Annotated in this window: 20 protein-coding genes; 11 read left to right on the top strand and 9 right to left on the bottom strand. The window is 40.4% G+C overall.

From position 1 onward, the window contains the following. Positions 1-10: 10 nt before the first annotated feature. The 4 genes from M1E96_RS06835 to M1E96_RS06820 all read right to left on the bottom strand — a co-directional run bounded on the left by M1E96_RS06835 (position 11) and on the right by M1E96_RS06820 (position 5345). Positions 11-1633 carry an NAD+ synthase gene (locus tag M1E96_RS06835; protein WP_272581199.1) on the bottom strand — a complete coding sequence of 541 codons (1623 nt, stop codon included), beginning with the start codon at positions 1631-1633 and terminating at the stop codon, positions 11-13. A gap of 90 nt (positions 1634-1723) precedes the next feature. Then, positions 1724-3064, bottom strand: coding sequence for a two-component system response regulator GlrR (gene glrR, locus M1E96_RS06830; RefSeq protein ID WP_140186432.1), 1341 nt, complete (start codon positions 3062-3064; stop codon positions 1724-1726). Further along, positions 3061-3903, bottom strand: a complete 843-nt coding sequence (gene qseG, locus M1E96_RS06825) for a two-component system QseEF-associated lipoprotein QseG (RefSeq protein ID WP_081336057.1) — start codon at positions 3901-3903, stop codon at positions 3061-3063. Before qseG ends, glrR begins: the two co-directional genes overlap by 4 nt. 2 nt (positions 3904-3905) lie before the next feature. Next, a complete protein-coding gene (locus M1E96_RS06820; protein ID WP_140186434.1) occupies positions 3906-5345 on the bottom strand; it encodes a HAMP domain-containing sensor histidine kinase in 1440 nt (479 codons plus the stop codon). Positions 5346-6319: 974 nt separating this feature from the next. On the opposite strand from M1E96_RS06820, the gene M1E96_RS06815 reads away from it, so the two are divergent. The 7 genes from M1E96_RS06815 (at position 6320) to fbpC (ending at position 15333) form a co-directional block, all read left to right on the top strand. Next, positions 6320-7357 (top strand): methyltransferase, encoded by a 1038-nt coding sequence (locus M1E96_RS06815; RefSeq protein WP_369427441.1) that lies wholly within the window; start codon positions 6320-6322, stop codon positions 7355-7357. Between the two features lie 126 nt (positions 7358-7483). Then, complete coding sequence (locus tag M1E96_RS06810; protein ID WP_070930046.1) at positions 7484-8110, top strand: response regulator transcription factor; 627 nt, start codon at positions 7484-7486, stop codon at positions 8108-8110. 6 nt (positions 8111-8116) lie between these two features. After that, entirely contained in the window at positions 8117-9643 is a 1527-nt protein-coding gene (locus M1E96_RS06805) for an MASE1 domain-containing protein (RefSeq protein WP_140180291.1), read from the top strand. A 74-nt stretch (positions 9644-9717) separates the two neighbouring features. Further along, positions 9718-11073 (top strand): MFS transporter family glucose-6-phosphate receptor UhpC, encoded by a 1356-nt coding sequence (gene uhpC / locus M1E96_RS06800; RefSeq protein ID WP_272581252.1) that lies wholly within the window; start codon positions 9718-9720, stop codon positions 11071-11073. A 15-nt stretch (positions 11074-11088) separates the two neighbouring features. Next, positions 11089-12120, top strand: a complete 1032-nt coding sequence (locus M1E96_RS06795) for an ABC transporter substrate-binding protein (protein ID WP_121874848.1) — start codon at positions 11089-11091, stop codon at positions 12118-12120. A 77-nt stretch (positions 12121-12197) separates the two neighbouring features. After that, complete coding sequence (locus tag M1E96_RS06790) at positions 12198-14276, top strand: iron ABC transporter permease (RefSeq protein WP_272581203.1); 2079 nt, start codon at positions 12198-12200, stop codon at positions 14274-14276. A 16-nt stretch (positions 14277-14292) separates the two neighbouring features. Next, positions 14293-15333, top strand: a complete 1041-nt coding sequence (fbpC, locus tag M1E96_RS06785; protein ID WP_070930043.1) for a ferric ABC transporter ATP-binding protein — start codon at positions 14293-14295, stop codon at positions 15331-15333. A 78-nt stretch (positions 15334-15411) separates the two neighbouring features. On the opposite strand, the gene purL is transcribed toward fbpC, so the two are convergent. Next, entirely contained in the window at positions 15412-19299 is a 3888-nt protein-coding gene (purL, locus tag M1E96_RS06780) for a phosphoribosylformylglycinamidine synthase (protein ID WP_319066379.1), read from the bottom strand. A gap of 373 nt (positions 19300-19672) precedes the next feature. Between purL and mltF the strand changes: the two genes are divergently transcribed. Beyond that, a complete protein-coding gene (mltF, locus tag M1E96_RS06775) occupies positions 19673-21346 on the top strand; it encodes a membrane-bound lytic murein transglycosylase MltF (protein ID WP_272581204.1) in 1674 nt (557 codons plus the stop codon). Positions 21347-21377: 31 nt separating this feature from the next. On the opposite strand, the gene tadA is transcribed toward mltF, so the two are convergent. Both tadA and leuE read right to left on the bottom strand, forming a co-directional pair. Further along, positions 21378-21881 (bottom strand): tRNA adenosine(34) deaminase TadA, encoded by a 504-nt coding sequence (gene tadA, locus M1E96_RS06770; protein WP_140180284.1) that lies wholly within the window; start codon positions 21879-21881, stop codon positions 21378-21380. A 168-nt stretch (positions 21882-22049) separates the two neighbouring features. Continuing rightward, positions 22050-22697 (bottom strand): leucine efflux protein LeuE, encoded by a 648-nt coding sequence (gene leuE, locus M1E96_RS06765; protein ID WP_272581205.1) that lies wholly within the window; start codon positions 22695-22697, stop codon positions 22050-22052. Positions 22698-22972: 275 nt separating this feature from the next. Here leuE and M1E96_RS06760 point away from each other — a divergent pair, with 275 nt between their 5' ends. From M1E96_RS06760 to M1E96_RS06750, 3 genes are all read left to right on the top strand, one after another. Then, the gene (locus M1E96_RS06760; protein ID WP_140180279.1) at positions 22973-23440 is read left to right on the top strand and encodes an XRE family transcriptional regulator; all 468 of its coding nucleotides are present in this window, start codon (positions 22973-22975) and stop codon (positions 23438-23440) included. Between the two features lie 115 nt (positions 23441-23555). Then, positions 23556-23999, top strand: a complete 444-nt coding sequence (locus M1E96_RS06755; RefSeq protein WP_140180277.1) for a hypothetical protein — start codon at positions 23556-23558, stop codon at positions 23997-23999. A 150-nt stretch (positions 24000-24149) separates the two neighbouring features. Next, positions 24150-24410: a YfhL family 4Fe-4S dicluster ferredoxin gene (locus M1E96_RS06750; protein WP_070930041.1), complete on the top strand. Its 261-nt coding sequence runs from the start codon at positions 24150-24152 to the stop codon at positions 24408-24410. Between the two features lie 219 nt (positions 24411-24629). On the opposite strand, the gene acpS is transcribed toward M1E96_RS06750, so the two are convergent. Then, positions 24630-25013 carry a holo-ACP synthase gene (acpS, locus tag M1E96_RS06745; protein ID WP_070930040.1) on the bottom strand — a complete coding sequence of 128 codons (384 nt, stop codon included), beginning with the start codon at positions 25011-25013 and terminating at the stop codon, positions 24630-24632. Beyond that, complete coding sequence (gene pdxJ / locus M1E96_RS06740; protein ID WP_070930039.1) at positions 25013-25744, bottom strand: pyridoxine 5'-phosphate synthase; 732 nt, start codon at positions 25742-25744, stop codon at positions 25013-25015. Before pdxJ ends, acpS begins: the two co-directional genes overlap by 1 nt. Between the last annotated feature and the right edge of the window lie 145 nt (positions 25745-25889).

Genomic DNA, 25889 nt, shown 5'->3' with positions numbered 1-25889 from the left:
ATAATTCCTGCTATGACCAGTTTTTACGGCCAAAACCCGATGTGATCGGATAACGACGATCTTTTCCGAAATTACGCACCGTAATACGTGGTCCAACTGGCGCTTGACGGCGTTTATATTCGTTAATATCGACAAGACGCACAACGCGATGAACGATTGCTTCATCGAAGCCTTGTTCAATGAGTTGAGCAACTGAGTAATCTTTTTCTACGTATGCTTCTAACAGTGCGTCCAAAATATCATAGGGTGGTAAGCTGTCTTGATCGAGCTGCCCTGGCGCTAATTCTGCTGAAGGCGGCCTATCAATCACACGCTGCGGGATAGCGGGCGAGACAGTATTACGATATTTGGCTAATTCAAACACCAATGTTTTTGGCACATCTTTTAAAACATCAAAACCACCGGCCATATCGCCATATAAAGTGGAATAGCCAACGGCAGATTCACTCTTATTACTGGTGGTTAACACTAAACGGCGGCGTTTATTTGACATCGCCATTAGGATAACAGCACGGCAACGCGCCTGTAAATTCTCTTCTGTGGTATCGACTTGCGTACCTTCAAACATCGGTTGTAACTGTGCCATAAAGGCATCAAACATTGGTTCAATCGAAACAATATCAAATTCAACACCAAGTAACTCAGCCTGCTCTTTGGCATCATGAATACTCATTTCTGAGGTATAGCGGAATGGCATCATAACAGCTTGTACGCGCTCTTTACCTATCGCATCAACGGCTATCGCGACGGTTAGACCTGAGTCTATCCCTCCTGATAGGCCTAAAATTGCGCCATTAAAGCCATTTTTATTGATATAATCACGAGTTGCCATCACCAAACCTTGATAAACCTGTGCAACTGGTGATAGTGCTGGAGCGGGGTTATCCATTGGTATAATGTCTAAATCATTAAACTGGCAATTCACCACCTGTTCATTGAAATCTAATAACTGATGGGTCATTTCACCATTACTGGCGAATACTTTAGAACCCCCATCAAAAATCAGTTCATCTTGCCCACCAACTTGGTTCAAATAGATAATTGGCAATTGTGTGCGCTGGCAGTGAGCCACTAACAAATCACTACGGATATGCTCTTTATTACGATCATAAGGTGAAGCATTGATGGTGAGTAAAATTTCAGCACCAGCCTGTTTCACCGCATCAACAGGCGCATCAAACCAGATATCTTCACAAATCAATAAACCAATACGATAACCTTTAAAATCAATAACACAGGTTTTATCGCCAGCACTAAAATAGCGTAATTCATCAAAAACACCGTAATTTGGCAGTTCTTGTTTGAAGTAACGCGTGAGTAATTCACCTTGGTAGAAAAAAGACAACGCATTATACATTTTGCCACCTTCAGACCATGGGTGACCAACAACAATGGCGGTTTCACTGCTTGCCTTCTGTAAGCGCTCTAATTGCACTAAACAACGCTGCGTTAAGTCAGGGCGAAACAATAGATCCTCTGGCGGATACCCTGTCAGTGATAGCTCTGAGAACATCACAATGTCAGCAATATTTTTTTGTTGTTCAACAACTTGCAACATACGTTCGCAGTTGCCTTCAATATCACCAACTAACCAATTTAATTGAGCTAGTGAAATATTAAGCTTACGGCTCATAAGGTCTTTCTTCTCCCGAGCAGGTGTATTAATACTTTAATTTATTTATAACCAGAACATTAACGACTGAGCGACTTAATACAATAGTTATTATTCTTTAAAATCATTAGCTTCTAAATCGTGGCGTGCTAATAATTTATAAAATTCGGTTCTATTTCGCCCCGCCATACGTGCCGCTTGCGTCACGTTACCTTTGGTCATTTGCAGCAACTTACGTAGATAATTGAGCTCAAACTGGCTACGTGCCTCAACAAATGTTGGTAATGCGGTATTTTCACCCTGCAAAGCTTGGCTAACGAGAGTTTCACTGATCACAGGCGTGGTCGTCAATGCAACACATTGTTCAATCACGTTAACTAATTGGCGTACGTTACCCGGCCAACTTGCTGACATCAGGCATTTCATTGCCTCTGTTGAAAAACTGCGTACAAATGGTTTATGTCGTGATGCAGATTCACGCAGTAAATGATTAGCTAATATCGGAATATCTTCAGCTCTCTCATTCAGTGCAGGAATGCGTAAATTGACTACATTAAGACGGTAATAAAGGTCTTCACGGAATTCGTTTTTCTCCATCGCCTTCGGTAAGTTACGGTGTGTCGCTGAAATAATACGTACATCGATATCGAGGTCACGGTTACTACCGAGAGGTCGAACCTTACGCTCTTGTAGTACTCGCAACAGCTTAACCTGTAGAGGCATTGGCATATCACCGATTTCATCAAGAAATAGTGTGCCACCATTCGCCGCAAAGAATAAACCTTCTCGGCTACTCACTGCGCCTGTAAATGCACCTTTAGCGTGACCAAATAGTTCTGATTCCAAGAGTTGCTCAGGTAATGCACCACAGTTGATCGCGATAAAAGGTTTACGTGCTCGTGGGCTGGCCTTATGGATAGCCTGCGCTAACACCTCTTTACCCGTACCACTTTGCCCATTAATCAGTACGCTAACATCAGACTGTGCCACCATATGTGCTTGTTCTAGCAGCCTAATCATCAATGGACTACGTGTGACAATACCTTCGCTCCACTCCTCATCACTAATCGGCGTGGAAGAGAGAGCAAGAGCCTCATCAATAGCCTTATATAGAGCATCTTTATCAACAGGTTTAGTTAAAAAGCTAAAAACCCCCCGCTGAGTGGCGGCAACAGCATCAGGGATGGAGCCATGGGCGGTTAAAATAATAACAGGCAAATTAGGATGCTGTTTCTGAACTTCATCAAACAGCGCCATACCGTCCATTTCGTCCATTCTGAGATCACTAATCACCAAATCGGTTTTTTCTTTTTGCAGTATTTTTAAGGCTTCAGGCCCACTTTCAGCCGTTGTCACTTTAAAACCTTCGCTGCTTAAACGCATTCCAAGTAACTTCAGTAGACTCGGGTCATCATCCACTAATAATAGATTTGCTGATTTACGGCTGGTCATGGATGCGCACCCTCCGTTTGATTATTAGTTGCTGGTTCACGACTTTCAGCGACTGGCTTTTCATCTTTAGGCACTGCTTTTTCTTGCGTCTTCTCAACAGCTTCAACTTCTTTTTCAGTTTCATTGCTGCTTTGCTTACGAGATGAAAGCTGTCTTTCAATATCCGTCAGGTTTTCTAATTTGCGTGATGTCGTATTCAATTCAAAAACCAACTTAGCATTCTCTTCTTTCATGCGGTCAAGCTTATTATCAGTATCTTGCTGTAACCGTTTAAAACGTGAGTTTGCTTCTGCAAGGTTAATTATCTGAACTTGTTGTTCACGCCATAGCTGTAGCAATGGACGAATTGCTGTTGGAAAATTAAGGCTGAAAGTATTCATACTATCAACCATTTTACGGCGCTCAGCGATCGTAGGCTCTGCCGCGCCCATTAGAATGCTTTGTTGGAAGGCTTGTGACCAATTATCAACTGAGACTTGTGATGCCTCTTTTCGTGCGATAGCGGGATCAAGACGATCCGCACAATCCATCATACGCAACCAAAATAGCGCATTCTCACGTGCATTGGGTTGATTGTTATCCCAAATGCCATCACAAGCCGCGTAACGATAATCTGTTACTTTCACTTCAGGCACAACAACTTGAGCCAATGTTTCTAAAGGCGATTGGCCACTTTTTGCCGCACATCCCGTTAAAATGAGGGACAACAATAATGTACCAATATGTACCGCTTTTTGTTTTCGGATCAATGCTGTCGTTCTTTTGGTTAACCCTATATATTGCTTCGCTCGCATCGCCAAACTAGATGCGAATAAAACCTCTGTAGACCGATTTGCCATTATTATTCATTCTCTGCAGTTAAAGGCAGTTCAATTCTAAAGCAGACATCTGCTAACTTACTGGAAACGAGTGAAAGCTCCCCACCCATTTGTTTAATACAATCTTGTGCAATACTGAGCCCTAATCCGCTGCCTTTGACAGCCCCTTTTCTCACGAGTGATCCTTGGTAGAAAGGTTCAAAGATCATACTCTGTTCTGATTCAGGGATCGGCGTACCTGTATTAGCAACTTCAATAACAAGCTTATTATCTATTCTACGGCTTGTGATCCAAATATTACCTGATTCACTGCCATAGTGCACCGCATTGGAGTAGATATTATCAATAACCCGCCCAAGAAGTGTGGGTTCGGCAAGGCAGTGGTCAATACGTAAACGAATCTCTGTTTGAATATTCTTTGCTCTTGCGGGAAGGTTGTGCGCTAACACAATATCTTCAATCAATTTTTGCAAATCAACATGCTGTGCTTCTGGCGGGCTATCTGCCAGTTTACGATTATAATCGAGAAGCTGTTCAATAAGTTGCTGAAGATGCTTACTGCTATGATCTAAAATTTCTACCACTTCTTTTTGTGATTCAGTTAATGGCCCAGCGACTTCATCCGCAAGCAGTTCTGTGCCTTCACGCATACTTGCAAGTGGTGTTTTTAATTCATGGGAAATATGACGTAAAAATTCATGTCGTTGAGATTCTAGCCAAGCTAGCCTCTCACTTAGCCAAATAATACGTTGAGCAAGAGAACGAAGCTCACGAGGTCCTTTGAAACGCTCTAAGTTACTGGCTAATGTCCTGCCAGTCCCTAAGCGGTTAATCATGCGCTCAATACCTTTTACAGGGCCAATGATCATACGGGTAAATAACGCAACTAAGAATACGCTAAGCAAAAACAGAATTAAGCTCTGCCAACCAAATAGTTGACCTTTATTCGCAATCGCTTTTTGTAGCTGATCACCTCGGCTAAAAATGACATTGCGCGTTTCTTGGATCAAGAAATTATTTTGCTCTGAAAATTGGCTAAATGCATTTGTAACCTCTTTTGGCAACTCGTTATTATCACAGTTTACCGTTTTTAATTCATTGAGTGCCTTGGCAAGTGAGGATGAATCTGTTTCTTTTGGCAAAATGGTTTTTTGCCGTTCGAACATTTGCTGATAATCAGAAAATTGTTTTAAGTAAAGTGTATGCAATGATTCATCTTTTAAAACACAATACTGACGATAGCTTCTTTCCATTTCTAAAGCCAGCCCCCCCATCGCCTCACTACGTCGTGTATCTAAAAGGGTTGTTTTATTAATTTGAGCCGCTTGGTTGCTCAATTGCTCCAGACTTTGATAAGCCTGATAGGCCAAAACCAATAGTGGTAATAGCACTAACCAAAATGCCATAACAACTAATTGGCGCAAGGAGCGCGGAAAAAGACGCCATTTACTCAATGCATTCATCTCACACCTGTTAACGTTACACCAATGGTAGCAGAACTCGACGTATTACGTGAGCACGATTACGACGCTTATTTCTTATCTGTACTTCTAAATAATTCAGGCTCTCTGTCATCACCATACTTCAACACAAAGCGCTGTCGCCTATGTATGAAAAGTGTATTCGAAAAATGAAGATCAATAAGTTACAGCAAGCTACATGCCAACTTACTAAAAATGATTAAGATAATCAGAGGAATAGAAAGGAGTAAAAATAGGAAGGCGGAATAAAGTGTTGAACTCTATTCCGCCAGCGATGGTATTGATACTTCATTATACTCTAAATAATTCGAGATGCAGTCAACACCCCTGCAACTTGAAGTATGACGAGTATATATGGCTATTTATCTATAGTCATATAGGTGGTGCCTCACTCAACGTGTCGCCCTGTGTTTGATATGGCCCGAAGGCGAATATCTGTGCTATTGGACGGTAGGCACCTTACTTTGGCATCATTCTTGCTTTATGTGGTATGTTCCCACCCTAGTTGTGGACCGACATAATAATGTTGAATGAGCAACTGAATATTATTATGCACACATCATGCCAACTTTCCAAGTTATTTTTTAATTCATTGTTATTTAAAGATTTATATTTTCAACATCAAAATAACTCCCTATCTATAACACCTTTTGTTTCTCCCTCACGAGAAATTTGTCTCTATTTAAAGACACCTCTTTACCTCATTTATTTTTACTTTATTTTTCAATAAATTAAATGTCTCCTATTGGAGACAGTGCGATATGGTGTTTGTCGCTAATTTTATACAAGAAGAGAAATGCACTCATTTTGAGCTGTTACTGCATCAAATTAACATTAAAAAAATTTAATATTTTTAATTAACCAAAAAATAAATAACAAATTAATACATATAATTATTTATATCCCCCAAATTAATCACATACTTAAAATCCACAAAACATAAATTTAAATTATATTTGAAGGGTTATACGGAACAAAAAAGCACAGTTAAACAACAGAGTCTGAAAAGTGCACACTATGTCCTTCAGCAAGCAATTGGCTTTACCTATCAAGGTGCTCTACGCGCCGCAGCTGAACTCAAACTTGCGGATTGCTTAGTTGATAAAGCAAAAACCGCTGAAGAATTAGCACTAGAAACAAATACAGATGCAAAGATATTGAAGCGCATCTTACGAACTTTAGTATCGCGCAATATTTTTACTACAGATGGCAATGTAAATTTTGCGTTGAACCCAGAAGCGACTTTTTTATGTAGCAATCATCCATTTTCAATACGACAAGCTATTTTAATGCTCACGGATAAGACGTTTTGGCTACCTGCAAATAACCTCAATCAATATGCATATGGAAATAATAGTTTTGAAGAAATATTTGGTATGCCATTCTTTGATTATTGGGAATTACATATTAATCATCCTGACAATTTTCATAATGGCATGTCTGAACTATCAAGGGTTGAAAATGAGTTTGTTCTCAATAGCATTAAGTTCCCTGAAAATATCACAGTTGCTGATATTGGCGGGGGTACGGGGACATTACTATTATCTGTGCTTAAAAGGGAGCCCTCACTAAAAGGTATACTTTTTGATACTGAAGCGGTTTTAAAAAAGCACATCCTATCACAATTAAATGATGACACTCGTTGGCAACTCTGTTCAGGATCTTTCTTTGAACAATGCCCTGAAGCCGATATTTACCTGCTTAAATACATTACCCATGACTGGAGTGATGAAAAAATACAACAAATATTGCATACCATTCACAAAGCTATGAAGCCTTCATCTAAATTGCTGATCATCGATAATATTATCCCTGAAGGGGATCAACCTTACTTCGGTAAAGAGATGGATCTCATAATGATGACAAGTTTTTCAGGTGCAAGCGAACATACTCAGTCTGAATTTTCAACGCTTTTATCCTATGCAAACTTCAAAATGAATAATGTTATTTCAACTGGTTGCCATCTATATATTATTGAGGCAGTGCCGGTTTAAATCAGTAAAACATGATAGCTATCTTAAATTTGATGCAGCTTGAACATTTAATGTATCACACTAGCTTATCTCTCTCGGTGTTGATATAAGCATTAAAAATTACCTCAATAATGTATAGCTATAAAAATGATAAAAATTGCCCTTATTGACGATCACATCGTGGTACGTTCAGGTTTTGCACAGCTATTAACTCTTGAGCCTGACATTTGTATAGTTGGTCAGTATGCTAGTGCTCAAGAGGCTTGGCCTAACTTAATTAGCCTTGATATTGATGTTGCCATCATGGATATTTCCATGCCTGATGAAAACGGTTTACAACTGCTTACTCGTTTGCGTCAAAAGAAACCCGATTTTCGCACTATTATACTGAGTATTTATGATACCCCTGCATTTGTACAAAGTGCCTTAGATGCAGGCGCCAGTGCCTATTTGACTAAACGATGTGGCCCAGAAGAGCTCGTTCAAGCGGTTCGTTCTGTCCATAATGGGGGTTGCTACCTATGTTCAGATGCGATGAAGGTTCTACGCCAAGCACCACAACAACGCCGAGCTTTAGAAGAACTCACCCCAAGAGAAAAAGAGATATTTGATTTATTGGTGGCAGGCCTAAGCGTAAAGGTGATAGCCGAACAATTAGAGTTAAGCCATAAAACAGTTCATGTTCACCGCGCAAATATTCTTGGAAAGCTTCAATGTGAAAATACCATCGATCTTGTTCATTATGCTTTAGAGCACAACCTTTACTCAAGGTGATAGACGATGCGCAAAGGAACACGCCTACTCCTACAATCCATTTTTTTATTTTTTACTTATTCATTGATTTGGATTGGCTTATGGATTATTGGCTTTTATCTAAGTCAAAATGGGTTTCAAGCTACCCTTTTCTTACCTCAAGGGCTACGCCTAGCCTTAATGATTATCCTATGGCGACGCTATTGGCCAACACTATTGGTTAGCGAAGTAACACTTAATATTTGGCTCGCCCAAGAACAGTTATTATCACAACCGCTATTACTACTTTCACCTTTATTGAGTTTAACTGTTGCCTATGTGATCCAAGACATTTGGTGGCGATATACGCTTTATTGGCAGCGATTATTATTGTTACTTGCAGGTGTTGCGGCAAACAGCTTACTACACGTCCTTGTTTTTAGCTGGTTGTCTTCTTTTTCAGTCAGTCAGCTGTTTCTAGCCACTTTTACTGGCGGAATATTATTAACGCCATTTATTTATCTAATCTATGAATACTTGCATGAACAGCATTATCAAATGCTACTCGACTATGGTACCCCTGATAAGCAGCTCAGAACCTCTTTATTGATTTGGGCATTCTTATTTTGCTTAGTTGGTCTCAGCGCACAGGTCTTTTTCACCCCTGAAATCGAACAACTCATTGTTTTACTTGTTTTTATCCCTAATGTATTTATGGCTTATCGCTATGGTTGGCAAGGCGGTGTGTTATCTGCCTTATTAGGCAGCTTAATTATGACTTTTGCTCGTCAATTTCATGGCGCTTTTGCTGACCTACAAGAACTCGAAATGTTCTTAAGCTCTCAAGCGCTGATTGGAATTGGCTTAGGGATAGCTATCAGTCGACAACAGCAATTAGCACGTAACCTACAACGCTACCGACAACGATTAGAGCAGGAACTCAAAGCCAGAAGAGAATTAATGCGTCAATTGGTGCACACCGAAGAAGATGTGAAAAAAGCCATTGCACGTGAGCTGCACGATGAAATTGGCCAAAATATTACCGCGATCCAAATTCAATCAATGCTAGTAAAAAAAACGGCTCTTGACCCACTCAGCCATCAAGCTGCGGGGCAAATTAACCAGCTAGCACAGCAAATTCACCAATCTACCCGACAGTTATTACGTCAGTTACGTCCACCAGTACTCAATGAAATGTCATTAGAAAAAGCGCTCGCTCATCTTATTGATGAATTTGCCTTTGAAAAAAATGGGATCGAATGTGAGTTCCATTATCAGCTAATAGATACACCTGAAAATGATACAGTTCTGTTTACCCTTTATCGCCTAGTTCAAGAGCTGTTAAATAATATCAGTAAACATGCTCGCGCCACGCATATCTCTATCTCTCTAGAACAACAACCAGACAAAATCCAACTCAGGGTCAACGATAATGGTGTGGGGATCCCCTTTAGCCAACGAACGAGTGGCTTGGGATTGCGCGGCATTGAGGAACGGGTGAGTGCTTTAGGGGGAGACTGGACATTAACCACGCAAGGTGGAACACAAATAATTGTTAACCTGCCCACACTTTGAGAGTAAACAAGCCAAAACTAAGACTTATTCCTAGCTCTCTAAGTTCTTATCTCATCCTTTTTGTTAAAAATTTGATTACATTTTGCCGAACGGGAGACATCGACATGATTGGCAAAAGCACCCTCACTTTAGATAGCACATACCGCTTTTGGCGTCGTAGATTGATGCTATCAATGATTGTTGGCTACGCCGCTTTTTATCTAACCAGAAAAAGCTTTAATTTTGTGATGCCCGTTATGCAGGTGGAGTTGTTTTTAGACAAAAGTGATATCGGCTGGATTGCGACTGCCTTTTATTTGACTTATGGCATCTCAAAATTTATCTCTGGCATTTTTCACGATATCACAGGCTATCGCTGGTTTATGGGAGTGGGTCTAGTGATGACTGGTCTCCTGAATATCCTTTTTGCCTATTGTTTGTCTTTTCCTGCATTACTGATTGTATGGACACTAAATGGTTTTTTTCAAGGCTGGGGATGGCCTCCATGCGCACGTATCTTAACTCATTGGTATTCACGCAATGAAAGAGGTTTTTGGTGGGGGCTATGGAACATATCCATTAACTTAGGTGGCATGTCACTCCCCTTATTAACAGCTTGGTTAGCAACGAGTTATAGCTGGCAAATGGCATTAATTGTGCCCGGTATTATTGGTGTTGTGATTGGTCTATGGCTGTGTCGGCAGCTCAAAGGGACACCACAACAAAGTGGTCTGCCCACAATCGGCCGATGGCGGCATGATGTTTTGGAGTTAAGACAAGAAAGGTTATCACCGCCACAACCCATGCTAACCATATTAAAAGAAACCATTTTATTTAACAGAATGATTTGGTTGCTCGGTTTTTCTTACATTCTGGTTTATTTGATACGCATTGCAATAAATGATTGGGGCAATCTTTGGTTATCAGAAACCCACGGGGTCAATTTACTCAGCGCCAATGCTACCTTATCACTGTTTGAGCTAGGTGGTTTGCTCGGTGCACTTTGTTCTGGCTGGGGTTCTGATCTGCTGTTTCGCGGGCAACGTGCGCCAATGATTTTACTTTTTTCGTTAGGATTGGCGATTTCAGTAAGTGCACTGTGGCTAACGCCGATTCACCACTATGCCTTACTGGCAGCCTGTTTTTTTAGTATTGGCTTTTTTGTATTTGGGCCACAAATGTTAATCGGTCTAGCTGCAACAGAATATTGTCATAAAAATGCAGCTGGAACGGTAACTGGTTATCTCGGCTTGTATGCCTATTTAGGGGCGGCAATTGCGGGATGGCCACTCTCTCAGGTCATAGCACATTATGGTTGGTCAGGCATGTTTGCTTTACTTGCCAGTGCTGCGGCACTGATGGGATTACTGCTAATGCCACTTTTGATTGCGAATGTCAGCAAACGTGAGCACTTAGCCGGTACTGTTTCACTATCCGATGATAAAACCTGATAAAAAGGACTGAAAATGAAACTGAAAACCCTTACTACCCTTATTGCAGCCGGCTTGTCTTTAGCGGCAATTTCAACAACAGCTTCAGCCGCGGGTCGATTAGTTGTCTATTGCAGTGCCACCAACGCCATGTGTGAAACTGAAACCCAAGCTTTTGCTAAAAAATATGATGTAAAAACCACCTTTATTCGTAATGGCTCAGGCAGTACATTAGCAAAAATCGAAGCTGAAAAACGCAACCCTCAAGCCGATGTCTGGTATGGCGGTACGTTAGATCCTCACTCACAAGCAGGTGAAATGGATCTACTACAACCGTATAAATCACCTAATCTAGAGCAAATCATGCCGCAATTTCAAGATCCGGCAAAACGTAAAGGTAACTATTCCTCTGCGGTTTATATCGGCATTTTAGGCTTTGGCGTGAATAAAGATCGTTTAAAAGAAAAAGGTCTACCAATTCCCACCTGCTGGAAAGATCTCACCAAACCTGAATATAAAGGCGAAATTCAAATTGCCGATCCACAAAGTTCAGGAACCGCTTACACCGCGCTGGCAACCTTCGACCAACTGTGGGGGACCGACCAAGCCTTTGATTATCTCAAAAAACTAAATAGTAATATTTCTCAATATACCAAATCAGGCATCGCACCGGCACGTAACGCTGCACGTGGTGAATCGGCGATTGGGATTGGCTTCTTACATGATTACTCATTAGAAGTTGAAAATGGTGCGCCATTAGAATTGATTGCACCTTGTGAAGGTACAGGCTATGAAATTGGCGGCATCAGTATTTTGAAAAATGCGCGTAACCTTGATAATGCGAAGCTATTCGTTGATTTTGTATTATCAAAAGAAGCGCAAGAGCTAAGCTGGAAAGAAGGTAAATCTTATCAGATCTTAACCAATACAACGGCTGAATCTTCACCTGTTTCATTAAAACTGAATGATTTAAACCTGATCAACTACGATATGGATAAATACGGCGACGCTGATGTCCGTAAAAACCTGATCAACAAATGGGTTACTGAAGTCAAAATGAGTAAGTAATCGCTTGAAGGGAGCATCTATCACGATGCTCTCATTTCTGCAAAACAATAATAATGATGTCAACATTCGGGGGATTTATGTCTCGCACCCTTACTTTGCCTAAAAAACAGGGAAGAGACACCATTTTCTTTTGGTTACTACTGGCATGGCTAGGATTTGCGTTACTGCCATCGTGGAGCTTAGATTATGGTGTTTTCGACTCAACGCAAGATGAAATACTTGCCGCTTATGGTTGGAGTAGCGTAAATATCAGTTGGATGTGGTTTTTACTGCCTTCGCTCCTATTTATTCGCCCTATCTATGCTGCTGATAGATATCATAAAACACGACACTATCTTGATATATCTATTGCTGCCATCACGGCTATTGCCGTTGTCGTTTCTGCCATTTTTGAAGGTAAAGGCTTAGGCTATTCATCTATCATGCTATTTATCTCATTAGGCATGATCATGACACTCGCCTTAACACGATTAGAGTGGCTAGGTGGAGACCAATTTGTTATTGGCTCACTGATCACTATTGTGGCCGTTATCGCTTTATTTATTGTCTTTCCTAGCGTTGCCATTTTTATCCCTATGTTTACGGATAGCAATGGGGACTTTGCGCCATTTTCATTTGTCGCGATATTGACTCAATCTCATATCGTCCAAGTGATTATTAACTCGGTTTTCCTATCGCTGGCGGTGGGTGCAGGCTGTACTTTCTTTGGTTTGATCCTCGCGATTTATACCTCAAGAATTGCCAAACGTTCTGCTATCATTGGCCGCGTGTTCTCTATTTTGCCGATCGTTACCCCACCTTTTGTCGTTGGCCTAGGTGTCACATTGATGATGGGGCGCTCAGGTTATATTACTGAGTTCCTTGCAACCTATATGGGGTTAGAAAATACCAACTGGCTGTATGGTTTTACAGGTATCTGGTTAGCACAGGTTCTCGCCTTTACTCCAATGTCATTTATGATTTTAGATGGTGCAATCAAAACGATCCATCCATCACTCGAAGAAGCCTCTTATACGCTGAGAGCTAATCGCTATCAAACTTTCTTTAATGTGTTTATGCCTCTGTTAAAACCAGCTTTGGCCAACGCATTTTTGATCGTCATCGTTCAATCTCTCGCCGATTTTAGTAACCCATTAGTATTAGGAGGTAACTTTGACGTCTTAGCGACGCAAATTTATTTCTACATCACAGGCTCACAGCTCGATTACCAAGCTGCAAGTACCCTAGGTGCTTCATTATTGGTTTTCTCACTGCTCGTTTTCTGCGTGCAATATATGTGGATAGGCAAACGTTCCTATGTCACGGTGTCAGGTAAATCCTATCGTGGTGATGTTCAGCCACTCCCAACTTCATTAGTCACATTAGTTACCACTTTCCTCACCATTTGGGTGGTATTCAATGTGTTATTATATGGCAGCATTTTCTACGGTAGTTTCACGGTTAACTGGGGCGTTGATTACACCCTAACCCTAGACAACTTTATAAAACTCTTCGGACAGGGAATGAGTGATGGTGCATGGCCATCATTGTTGGATACCTTATTGTATGCGGGTATTGCCGCCCCAATCACCGCAATCTTAGGGCTATTAATTGCCTATATTGTAGTACGACAAGAATTCCGCGGAAAAAAAACCATCGAGTTCACCACGATGTTATGCTTTGCCGTACCCGGAACAGTCGCAGGTGTTTCTTATATTTTGGCCTTTAATGATTCACCTTTCTATTTAACAGGTACTGCTGCAATTGTGATCATCTCAATGACCATGCGTAACGTTCCTGTAGGGATCCGTGCAGGTATTGCAGGCTTAGGGCAAATTGATAAATCTCTTGATGAAGCATCACTTAGCTTACGAGCGGGTTCAATGAGAACCATTTTCCATATTTTATTACCCTTGTTACGCCCTGCGATCCTCTCTGCGCTGATCTATAGCTTTGTTCGTGCCATAACTACCGTCAGTGCCATTGTGTTCTTAGTTACGCCTGATACTCGCGTTGCAACCGCTTATATCTTAAATCGTGTTGAAGATGGTGAATACGGCGTTGCTATTGCTTATGGCTCGATCCTGATTGTGGTAATGCTCGCAATTATTTTCCTATTTGACTATTTAATTGGCGAAGCCCGTGTTTCACGTTCCAAAGCCAAAAATGCACAGTAATCATGGAGTAACTGACATGACCCAACAAAATTTTGTTGAACTTAAAAATGTGACTAAACGCTTTGGTAACAATACGGTTATCGATGATTTAAGTCTTTCTATTCCACAAGGCAGTATGGTGACGTTATTAGGTCCATCCGGTTGCGGAAAAACCACGGTTCTGCGCTTAGTTGCCGGCCTTGAAAAACCTACCGAAGGCCGAATGTTTATAGATGGTGAAGATGTTACTGACCGTTCTATCCAACAGCGTGATATCTGTATGGTGTTTCAGTCCTACGCCCTATTCCCTCATATGTCTTTAGGGGACAACGTCGGGTATGGTTTGAAGATGCTGGGTTTACCTAAAGCAGAAATTAAACAACGGGTGGAAGAAGCTTTGGAGTTGGTTGATTTAGCTGGCTTTTCTGATCGTTTTGTTGATCAAATATCTGGGGGCCAACAACAACGTGTCGCCCTCGCCCGAGCGCTGATTTTAAAACCAAAAGTACTGTTATTTGATGAGCCACTCAGTAACTTAGATGCTAACTTACGTCGTAGCATGCGCGAGAAAATTCGTGAGTTACAACAGCAATTTAATATTACCTCATTGTATGTGACACACGATCAAAGCGAAGCTTTTGCCGTTTCCGACATGGTTTTGGTAATGAACAAAGGTAAAATCATGCAACTTGGCTCACCACAAGAACTGTACCGCCAACCCGCTTCTAAGTTTATGGCCAGTTTTATGGGCGATGCCAATATTTTCCCTGCAACACTCACCAGTGATAGCGTGAATATATTTAACTATCATTTACCACGCCCAAGTCAATTAACGTCTGATAAAACAGAAGTAACTGTTGGCGTTAGACCAGAAGCCATTACCCTGAGTCTACAAGGTGAAGAAAGCCAACGCTGCACCATTTCACATGTAGCCTATATGGGGCCGCAATATGAGGTAACAGTCGATTGGCATGGCCAATCAATGCTATTACAAATCAATGCAACACAGCTTCAACCTACGGTAGGGGAAAGTCTCTACTTACAAATACATCCTTACGGTATGTTTATACTCGAATAGAAAACTAACTATTTTATATCAATAAAAAAAGCGGTAACGCAATGCGCTACCGCTTTCTCAATACATTAAACTCGAAAATTAGCCTAATTGTTTACGTGCGTTACGGAAAATACGCATCCATGGACTATCTTCCCCCCAATTTTCAGGGTGCCATGAATTGCTCACTGTACGGAATACACGCTCAGGATGCGGCATCATGATCGTTGCACGGCCATCAGTAGAAGTCACGGAGGTAATACCATTAACTGAACCATTTGGGTTTGCTGGATACTGTTCAGTCACTTGCCCATAGTTATTCACAAAACGCAGTGCGACCAGTGAACTATTTTCCAACTGTTGAATATGGGCTGGGTTACGTGCTTCAACTAAACCTTCACCATGTGAAACAGCAATTGGCATACGTGATCCAGCCATATCTTGTAATAATAATGACGGACTTTTCACTACTTCAACTAAGCTAAAACGCGCTTCAAAACGCTCTGAGCGGTTACGAACAAATCGTGGCCATAAATCTGCACCTGGGATCAGCTCATGTAAGTTAGACATCATCTGGCAGCCATTACATACCCCAAGGGATAGTGTGTCTTGACGTGCAAAGAAAGCAGCAAATTCATCGCGAACACGTGAGTTAAAGAGGATAGATTTAGCCCAACCTTCGCCCGCCCCCAATACGTCACCGTAGGAGAAGCCACCGCAAGCCACCAGTGTTTGGAAACCCGCTAACGATAGATTGCCTGACAATAAATCACTCATATGCACATCAATTGCATCAAAACCAGCGCGGTCAAATGCAGCTGCCATTTCTACATGTGAGTTAACACCTTGCTCACGCAATACTGCGACTTTAGGACGTACACCTGACGAAATATAAGGAGCTGCAATATCATCAGCAATATCAAAGGTTAATTTAGTGTTCAACCCCGGATCTTGGCTGTCTAACTTAGCATTATGCTCTTCATCAGCACACACTTCATTATCACGCAAACGCTGCATCTGCCATGTTGTCTCTGCCCACCACTCACGCAGTGTACTACGTGATTCACGGTAAACCACAGTATCACGGCTATTGATCACCACCGCATCGTCTTGTGTCGCAGTACCTAAATAATGCACACACTCAGCAAGCCCGACGTCAGCAAAACAAGCTTCAACATATTGTCTATCTTGTTGCTTAATTTGAATGACCGCACCTAACTCTTCATTGAATAGAGCCGCTAAAATATCTTCATCAAATTCGCTGATATCAACATTCACACCACAATGACCAGCAAATGCCATTTCAGCTAATGTGACAAATAGGCCACCATCAGAGCGGTCGTGATACGCTAACAATTTTTGTTCTGATAGTAAGTTTTGGATCACAGTAAAGAAACCTGATAGCAACCGAGGGTCACGAACATCAGGGGCTTTATTGCCTAGTTGGCGATACACCTGTGCCAATGCTGAGCCACCCAATGCATTATGACCCTGCCCTAAATCAACTAACATTAAAGCAGAATCTACATCCGTTTTTAATTCAGGTGTCACGGTTAAACGCACATCTTCAACACGGCCAAATGCACTGATCACCAATGATAATGGTGATGTCATTTCACGCTCTTCGCCATTTTCTTGCCAACGTGTTTTCATTGACATGGAATCTTTACCAACAGGGATCGTCAAGCCCAGCGCAGGACAGAGTTCCTCACCTACCGCTTTAACCGCCTGATAAAGGCCCGCGTCTTCGCCAGGGTGCCCTGCCGCAGACATCCAGTTTGCAGACAATTTTACTCGTTTCAGATCTTGCACATAAGCACAAGCAATATTAGTCAACGCTTCCCCAACGGCCATACGAGCAGAAGCGGCAAAATCTAATAATGCAATCGGTGTTCTTTCACCAATCGACATCGCTTCACCATAATAGCTATCAAGGCTGGCGGTAGTAACGGCACAGTTAGCGACAGGGATCTGCCATGGACCAACCATTTGGTCACGAGCGACCATGCCTGTGACCGTACGGTCACCTATCGTGATCAAAAATGTTTTCTCTGCAACGGCAGGAAGATGTAAAACACGTTTTACTGCTTCATTTAAATTGATTGATGTTCTATCCAACGCATCTGATTTTGCTTTCAATGTGCTGACATCACGCAACATTTTTGGTGTTTTGCCTAATAGCACATCAAGGGGCATGTCGATAGGTTGGTTATTGAAATGTTCATCGTTCAATACCAGCTCACGCTTTTCAGTCGCTTCACCGATAATGGCGAAAGGTGCACGCTCACGCTCACAAATAGCAGTAAATAGTGGAATTTGCTCAGGAGCAACTGCTAATACATAACGCTCTTGCGATTCATTACACCACACTTCAAGTGGGCTCATGCCTGGCTCGTCATTTAATATTTTACGCAGCTCAAAACAACCACCACGGCCACCATCACTGACTAATTCAGGCATCGCATTCGATAAACCACCCGCCCCAACATCATGAATAAACAGAATTGGGTTAGCCTCACCAAGTTGCCAACAATTATCGATCACCTCTTGGCAACGACGTTCCATCTCAGGGTTGTCACGCTGTACAGAAGCGAAGTCTAAATCTGCATCTGATTGTCCTGATGCCATTGATGATGCCGCACCACCACCCAAACCAATATTCATTGATGGACCACCAAGAACAATCAGTTTTGCACCAACGGGGATCTCACCTTTTTGCACATGATCAGCACGAATATTACCAATACCACCCGCTAACATGATTGGCTTATGGTAACCACGTAGCTCTTCGCCATTATGGCTATTCACTTTTTCTTCGTATGTTCGGAAGTAACCTAAAAGAGCAGGACGGCCAAATTCGTTGTTAAAGGCAGCACCACCCAGTGGCCCCTCTAACATAATATCAAGTGCAGTCACAATACGTTCAGGCTTACCAAAGTCCTCTTCCCACGGTTGTTCAAAACCAGGAATACGTAAGTTAGAAACGGAAAAACCCACTAAACCTGCTTTCGGTTTTGCCCCACGACCAGTGGCACCTTCATCGCGAATTTCACCACCAGAGCCCGTAGCTGCGCCCGGCCACGGAGAAATTGCCGTTGGATGGTTATGGGTTTCTACCTTCATTAAAATATGTGCATCTTCTTGATGATAACGATAAGTGCGCCCATCCGCTTCAGGGAAGAAACGCCCTACCGAAGAACCTTCCATAACCGCCGCATTATCTTTGTAAGCTGATAATACATAATCAGGTGTGGTTTCAAAGGTATTTTTAATCATTTTAAACAGTGACTTAGGCTGTTCTTTACCATCAATGATCCAATCTGCATTAAAGATTTTATGGCGGCAATGTTCTGAGTTTGCTTGCGCAAACATATACAATTCAACATCGGTTGGATTACGTTTTAATTGATTAAAGGCCGCTAACAGATAATCGATTTCATCATCAGCAAGGGCTAAGCCCATTTCTAAATTTGCTTTTTCAAGTGCTGAGCGACCATGAGCAATGATATCCACCACCTTCATTGGTGTAGGTTGATGATGAACAAAAAGCGCTTGCGCTTGTTCAAACTCACTGAAGATGCTTTCCATCATGCGGTCATGCAGCAACCCTGCAACTTCCAGCCATTGCTGCTGCGATAGCCCTTCAGCCTGAACGTAATAAGCTGTACCACGTTCAATTCGTTCAACTTGAGATAAACCACAATTATGAGCAATGTCTGTCGCTTTAGATGACCAAGGGGAAATGGTGCCTGGGCGTGGGGTAACTAAAATCAACCGCCCAAAAGGCTCATGCTCTGCGAGAGAAGGACCGTACTTTAGCAAACTACGCAGCTTGCCTTGCTCGCTATCACTTAGAGGCGCTGATAGTTCAGCAAAGTGCATATATTCAGCATAGATATCCGTAACGGGAAGCTGTTTTTCAGCGAACAACGCCAAAAGGCGAGTAATACGAAATGCTGATAGAGCAGGTGAACCACGCAAAATTTCCATAGTCTTAATTTCTCTCATTTAAACGCCAGCCCTGATCATGAAAGCAGGGGAACCGGAACACATTATAGAGCAATGTTCATCAATACGAAACCGTTTGCGTGACTAAAAATAAAGCAAACCGTTAAATATTATTAGGAGTGAAATAACACGATATTGGTTGCACAGATCATAATTGTTGAGCAAAATGTCCAAATACTGGGAATATAACCATTACTTATAATAATTTTACTATTACAAACCCATGCTCCTCCGAACGATAGGCGGGAAATGACAATATCAATAACCGTCCTCGTGATATGATCCGGATAGCTACTGCATTAACTAAGCGAAAACAACAATATGCAGTCCAAAGGTTTACATATGAGATATATTTTTGAATAACATCAAGGTCAACTATTTAATCATTGTGATTGTGGCATTGTTAGCTGCGCTAATTATTGGGCTGAGTATTCGCTGGCCAAGTACGCCAAACAATCAACTAAATCAAATCATCTCTCGAGGTGAGTTGCGTGTGAGCGCTATTAGCTCTCCCCTCATTTATCTTGATGATGATGCAAATCTACATGGATTTGATTATGAACTCGTGCAAAGTTTTGCCGATTATCTTGAAGTGAAATTAGTTATCACCATGCGGCCAACCGTTGAACTGATTTTTAACGATCTGGAGAACGAACAAGCTGATATTGGTGTGGCAGGGCTACTTTATAATCAAGAACGCTTGCAAAAAATGAAAACAGGCCCCAGTTATCTCAATGTCACACAGCAATTAGTTTATCGAAAAGGTTCTACGCGACCGAAAAATTTTAATGACCTTAATGGCAGGTTCGTTGTTATGGCGGGTTCAGCTCATGCCAGCACCTTAAAAGCATTAAAAGAGACATATCCCAATTTGGTGTGGGAAGAAACAACCGATTTTACAACTAACCAACTATTAGAAATGGTCGCAGAAGGGTTGATTGATTATACACTAGAAGACTCCATCTCAGTGGCTTTACAGCAACGAGTTCACCCTGAGATTGCAGTCGGGTTCGACTTAGTCGATGATCATGCTGTCACTTGGTATATGAAAAGGCTCAATGATGACAGCCTCAATGCTGCATTACTGGATTTTTTCAATGCCAGTAATGAGGCGGATTTATTAGCTAGATTGGATGAAAAATTCTTTAGTCATGTTGGAACCTTTGATTATTTTGATACCATTTCATTTATTAATGCGATCAACAACAAGCTTCCTAACTACCAGCCTCTATTTGAAAAATACGCTAGAGCCGTTGATTGGAAGCTATTGGCTGCTGTTGCTTGGCAAGAATCTCACTGGGATCCACTCGCAACATCACCAACAGGTGTTCGAGGGTTAATGATGCTCACAAAACCAACAGCTGAAACCATGGGTATCGCCGATCGATTAGACGCTGAAGAAAGTATTAAGGGAGGTGCTGCTTACCTTGAATATTTAATGCAGCGGCTACCTGTATCTATTGCGGATGATGATAGGGTTTGGTTTGCTTTAGCCGCTTATAATATGGGATATGGCCATATGTTGGATGTGAGAAAACTCACCGAAATGCAAGGTGGTGATCCTGATCGCTGGTTAGATGTAAAATCTAGATTGCCATTACTCACACAGAAAAAATATTATTCACAATTGAATTATGGCTACGCACGAGGCCATGAAGCTTATCGCTATGTAGAGAATATTCGTCGTTACCATCAAAGTTTAGTGGGCTATTTACAAAATCAAGATAAAAAACAGCGCTCATTAGCTATAGCGGAGAAATCATTAATTTTATTTCCTCCACTATTAACACCTAAACAAGAAAACACCCCTCAAGAAAATGAGAAAAAACCTGATATAAATCTGAAAACAACAGAGACGGAGCAAGGGGCAATGCAAGAAAAAGTGAGTCTCAAATATGCTCAGCCAACTCAGTCGCAATACAAACTACCGCCTATTTCACCACCTAGCGACAAGCTATCTTTAGGGCAATATTTTCTTTCAGCGACCCCTGATAACGATATAAGAACTGAAGTCGAATCAATAAATTAATATCATATTATAAATTTGCTTAATTATAATTCTACTCATCACTATAATTAAGCAAGCGTTTTTGTTCCTTTTTCTGCGCCCTTCTCATTTTAAAAAAAGCACTCAGCATTGTGGAGCAGCTCTCCTCGAGTACTCCCCCTGTCACCTCAAGATAATGATTCAAACCAGGTCGCTCCATGATATTAATAAACGAGCCACAAGCACCTGTTTTGAAATCTTTAGCACCATAAACTAAACGGCTTATACGACTATGGATCATTGCCCCTGCACACATAATACAAGGTTCTAAAGTCACATAGAGAGTAGTATCTAATAATCGATAATTACTGAGTGCTTGCCCACCTTGCTTAAGTGCCATTATTTCTGCATGGGCGGTAGGATCATGATTTTCAATTGAACAATTCCAACCTGACGCAACTAGTTGGTTATTTTTAACTAACAAAGCACCTACAGGGATCTCCCCCGCATCTTGAGCGTTTTTAGCCAATTCTAAAGCGCGCTTCATCCAGTACTCATCGATTTCTGCTTGCGTCACACGAACCTCTTAACTGTATTTTTAATACAATTATACTGAAAATAATTAGAGTTGAATAATGTATCGATGATAACTGAAGAGAAATTGACTTAAGTCGCTACCTAAACAAGCAAAATGATAGCAACTTAGTCAATGATATGATCTGTTTAGCAATATCAGTTGTCTACCTTAATGACTAAAGATAGCCAATTTTGCAGCAAATCCCATAAAGAAGGTTCCAACTGTACAGTTCCCTAATTTGGCTAACACTTGCTTTTCGCGTAAAAAGCGCGCTATTAAATAGCCACTAAAAATAAGCAAACTAAGATACATAAAACTAACTAATTCAAGGATTGATGCCAATACTAAATACGGTACCCAAGCATGACTATAGCTAAAATCAATGAATTGTATAAAAAAGGAAATGTAAAATAAAATGGCTTTAGGATTCGTTAAACTCAAAATCAAAGCACGTGTAAAAATTTTCTCCGATTTTACAACGACTGGCTCATCATCAGCATTGGGGATCTTTTTCTGCCAAAAAGTTGCATAAAGGATCTTACAGCCTAAATAAAGTAAGTAGGCTGCGCCCAAATAACGTACAATCATAAACAAGGTTGGAGATGCTTTAATCACCGACGCTACGCCAATGAACGAAAGAAAAATTAAGGCAGCATCACCAGTAAAAACGCCTAAAGCAGCTCGATAGCCAGCTCGAGTCCCGTGTGAAGTACTTGATTTTAATACATATAAAGAATTTGGTCCCGGAACAATGATAATTAAAACTAAACCCGCTAAATAGGTCCAGAAGTTTAATACACCAAAACTTTCAAACATGATGATGATCCTATTGTGTTTTGCTTATTATTAACATAATCCTCAGCAGTTGTGAATATTAAATTATTTAATTATTTAATTATTTAATTATTTAATTATTTAATTATTTAATTATTTAATTATTTAATTATTTAATTATTTAATTATTTATTTTACAAGCATTTATATATGTGAAATAGACTAACAATAAACATTATTTCTAAATGATTTTTAAATGAATAATATAAATGTGCTTAAACATTACTACATTCAATTTAAATATTAAGAGGTTTAAAATGGGATTTTCACAAAATATTTTTATCGATGGTGTTTTCGATCAATTCTATCCTTCTAATGTTGTTTATACAACCTCAACTAAAAAAACCTATTTTTTAGGGCATACTAATCAAGATTTCGCTTATTACATTTACAATGTAAATGATAAAGGTTCTATTGAGGGCTCAACACCTATTATTAAAGGAAAATTTTCATCCTATCTTAGTAATCTACAAACACTGGTTGATGTCGTCACAAATAAACAATATATCTTTGGTTTTAATTTGGTTGATAAATCAATCCAGTTTTTCAAAGTACTAGATACAGGTAATCTTGAACAACTTTATGAATTAATCATCTCTAATCCAAACTCAGCAGCTAGAACAGCATTGTACTATGCTATCAATGGAACGATATATTACTACTATCAAAATGAAAAAACAAAAGGATGGGAGATAAGTAAAGTCGCCTTCACTGATAATAAATAATATTTCACCTTAAAAAGGCATACTTAAAATAAGATAATTACACCGATTATCTTATTCTCAAATTATTAAATTAAAGTTTTTACATTAGTAAATAATAACGTAGAGAGTATAAAATATGGATATAATTCATGTACAAAATGGAACCTTCGATAAATATTTTTCAGCTACGGAGTTTTTTCATATCAATGGAAAAAGCTATTTTATTGGTATTAGTGAAGATGGTAGCTATAGGATCTACCCAATAGATAAAACCGGTGTTATCCTTGCAAAAAAAATAATATCCGAAGGAAAAGTTGAAACAAATATTTATGACTTAAATGTAATAAAAGATACATATAATGGATATATATATTTATATATAATTAATTCAGAGCAAACACTTATATCTCTATACACGATAACAGATAACCTTACCCTAGAGTTATCCTATTCTCTACGTTCTAATGTACGTAAGGTGGCAGGGATGTTTTATATAGTAAATAATAACCTATTTCAATATAGACAAAGCAGCACCACCAAAGCTTGGGAAATTCATCAATTTAATATAAATAGCCAATAAATTATTTAATATCATTAAGTTATATAATAGCAAAATTACTATAAATACAGTAGTTTTGCTATTTCCTTGATAACTAGTATTTAATTTTTCAATTTAGGTGTACAATACTCGATTCATTAGCATCACAAGCAATAAATTTAACTAGCTAAAATGGCACTACTAATCACCAAAAAATGCATCAATTGCGATATGTGCGAACCCGAATGCCCTAATGATGCAATCTACATGGGCGATGAAATCTACGAGATCGATACAAACCTTTGTACCGAATGCGTTGGTCATTATGATAAGCCAACCTGCCAATCCGTTTGCCCAATCACAAATACCATTATCACCGATCCTGCTCATATTGAAAGCCAAGAGCAGCTATGGGATAAATTTGTGATGATCCACCATGCTGATAAAATATGATAAAAAATAACAGCCTCTTCGTCCATGACGCCTGAACCAAGCGTTCATTCAACAATAGAATCGTTATTAACCACTGTATTTTTTATCCTATAAAGCAAACTCTAGCGATATAAGTTCAACTTACGTGTTGATAGATAGGCTTATCTATCAACACGTAGCTTAAATGATGTTCATATAACTGATACTTTGCACTACGAGCTCAATACCCACAAAGCAGACTTATACACTTTCTATAATCACTGTAGCGGCAGCATAGTGTCGTTCATCAGTTATTGATACATGAAAATGCGTAACCCCCATTCGCTCGGCAAGCTTCTCAGCCTCTCCCGTTAGCGTTAATAGAGGTTTACCTAGCGGATCATTAGTCACTTCAAACTGATTAAATGCTAAACCATTGCGAATACCAGTCCCTAGCGCTTTAGCCGCCGCCTCTTTAACCGCAAATCGCTTTGCCAAAAAACGCGCTGGCTGCGATTGCTGTTGAAACTGCTTGAATTCACTTTCAGTTAATATCCGCTTAGCTAAACTATCAGCAGAACGCTCTATTACCGCTTCAATCCGCGCAATTTCAACAATATCAGTACCAAGACCAACAATAGCCATTAGCTGCGAGCTTCTCTCAATAATTTTTTCATATCGGATACCGCACCTGCTAGGCCACTAAATAATGCACGACCAATAATTGCATGGCCAATATTCAATTCATAAATTTCAGGTAGCACTGCAATGCGCTGAACATTGTGATAGGTTAAACCATGCCCTGCATTTACTTTCAAACCTTTGCCTGCCGCATACGAAACCCCATCACGAATACGACGGAATTCAATTTCTTGTTCCTGCTCGGTTTTAGCATCTGCATAAGCACCAGTGTGAATTTCAATAAAAGGTGCGCCAGATGCCTGTGCAGCATCAATTTGCGCATGGTCTGCATCAATAAACAGTGAAACTTGAATACCCGCTTCTGTAAGGCGTTTAACCGCATCTGATACTTTGTCAAACTGACCTGCTACATCCAACCCCCCTTCGGTGGTGACTTCTTCTCGTTTTTCTGGCACTAAACAGCAAAAAGTAGGCTTAATACGACATGCGATTTCCACCATTTCTTCAGTCACTGCCATCTCAAGATTCATGCGTGTTTGAATGGTTTCTTTGAGTAGTTCTATATCTCTATCTGTAATATGACGGCGGTCTTCACGTAAATGCACAGTGATACCATCTGCTCCGGCTTGTTCTGCAACAAAGGCAGCTTGAACTGGATCTGGGTATTGGGTACCCCGTGCATTTCTTACGGTTGCAATATGATCGATGTTCACACCTAACAAAAGCTCAGCCATTATCTACTCCCCAAATTAATACAGTCAAATACTCTTCAATGCCCCTATCCTACTGCAATTTCGCTACTTATGGGAATAAATCTCTGCTTCATTCGAGTACCTTTCCAAACTTATCTTTAGATTTCTGCAAATAGTTAATTTTTTG

This window comes from Providencia sp. PROV236, assembly GCF_033676985.1.
GTDB classification, from domain to species: Bacteria; Pseudomonadota; Gammaproteobacteria; order Enterobacterales; family Enterobacteriaceae; genus Providencia; species Providencia manganoxydans.
Note: the sequence above shows the minus strand (reverse complement) of the source record. Positions and strands in the feature narration are given on the sequence as shown.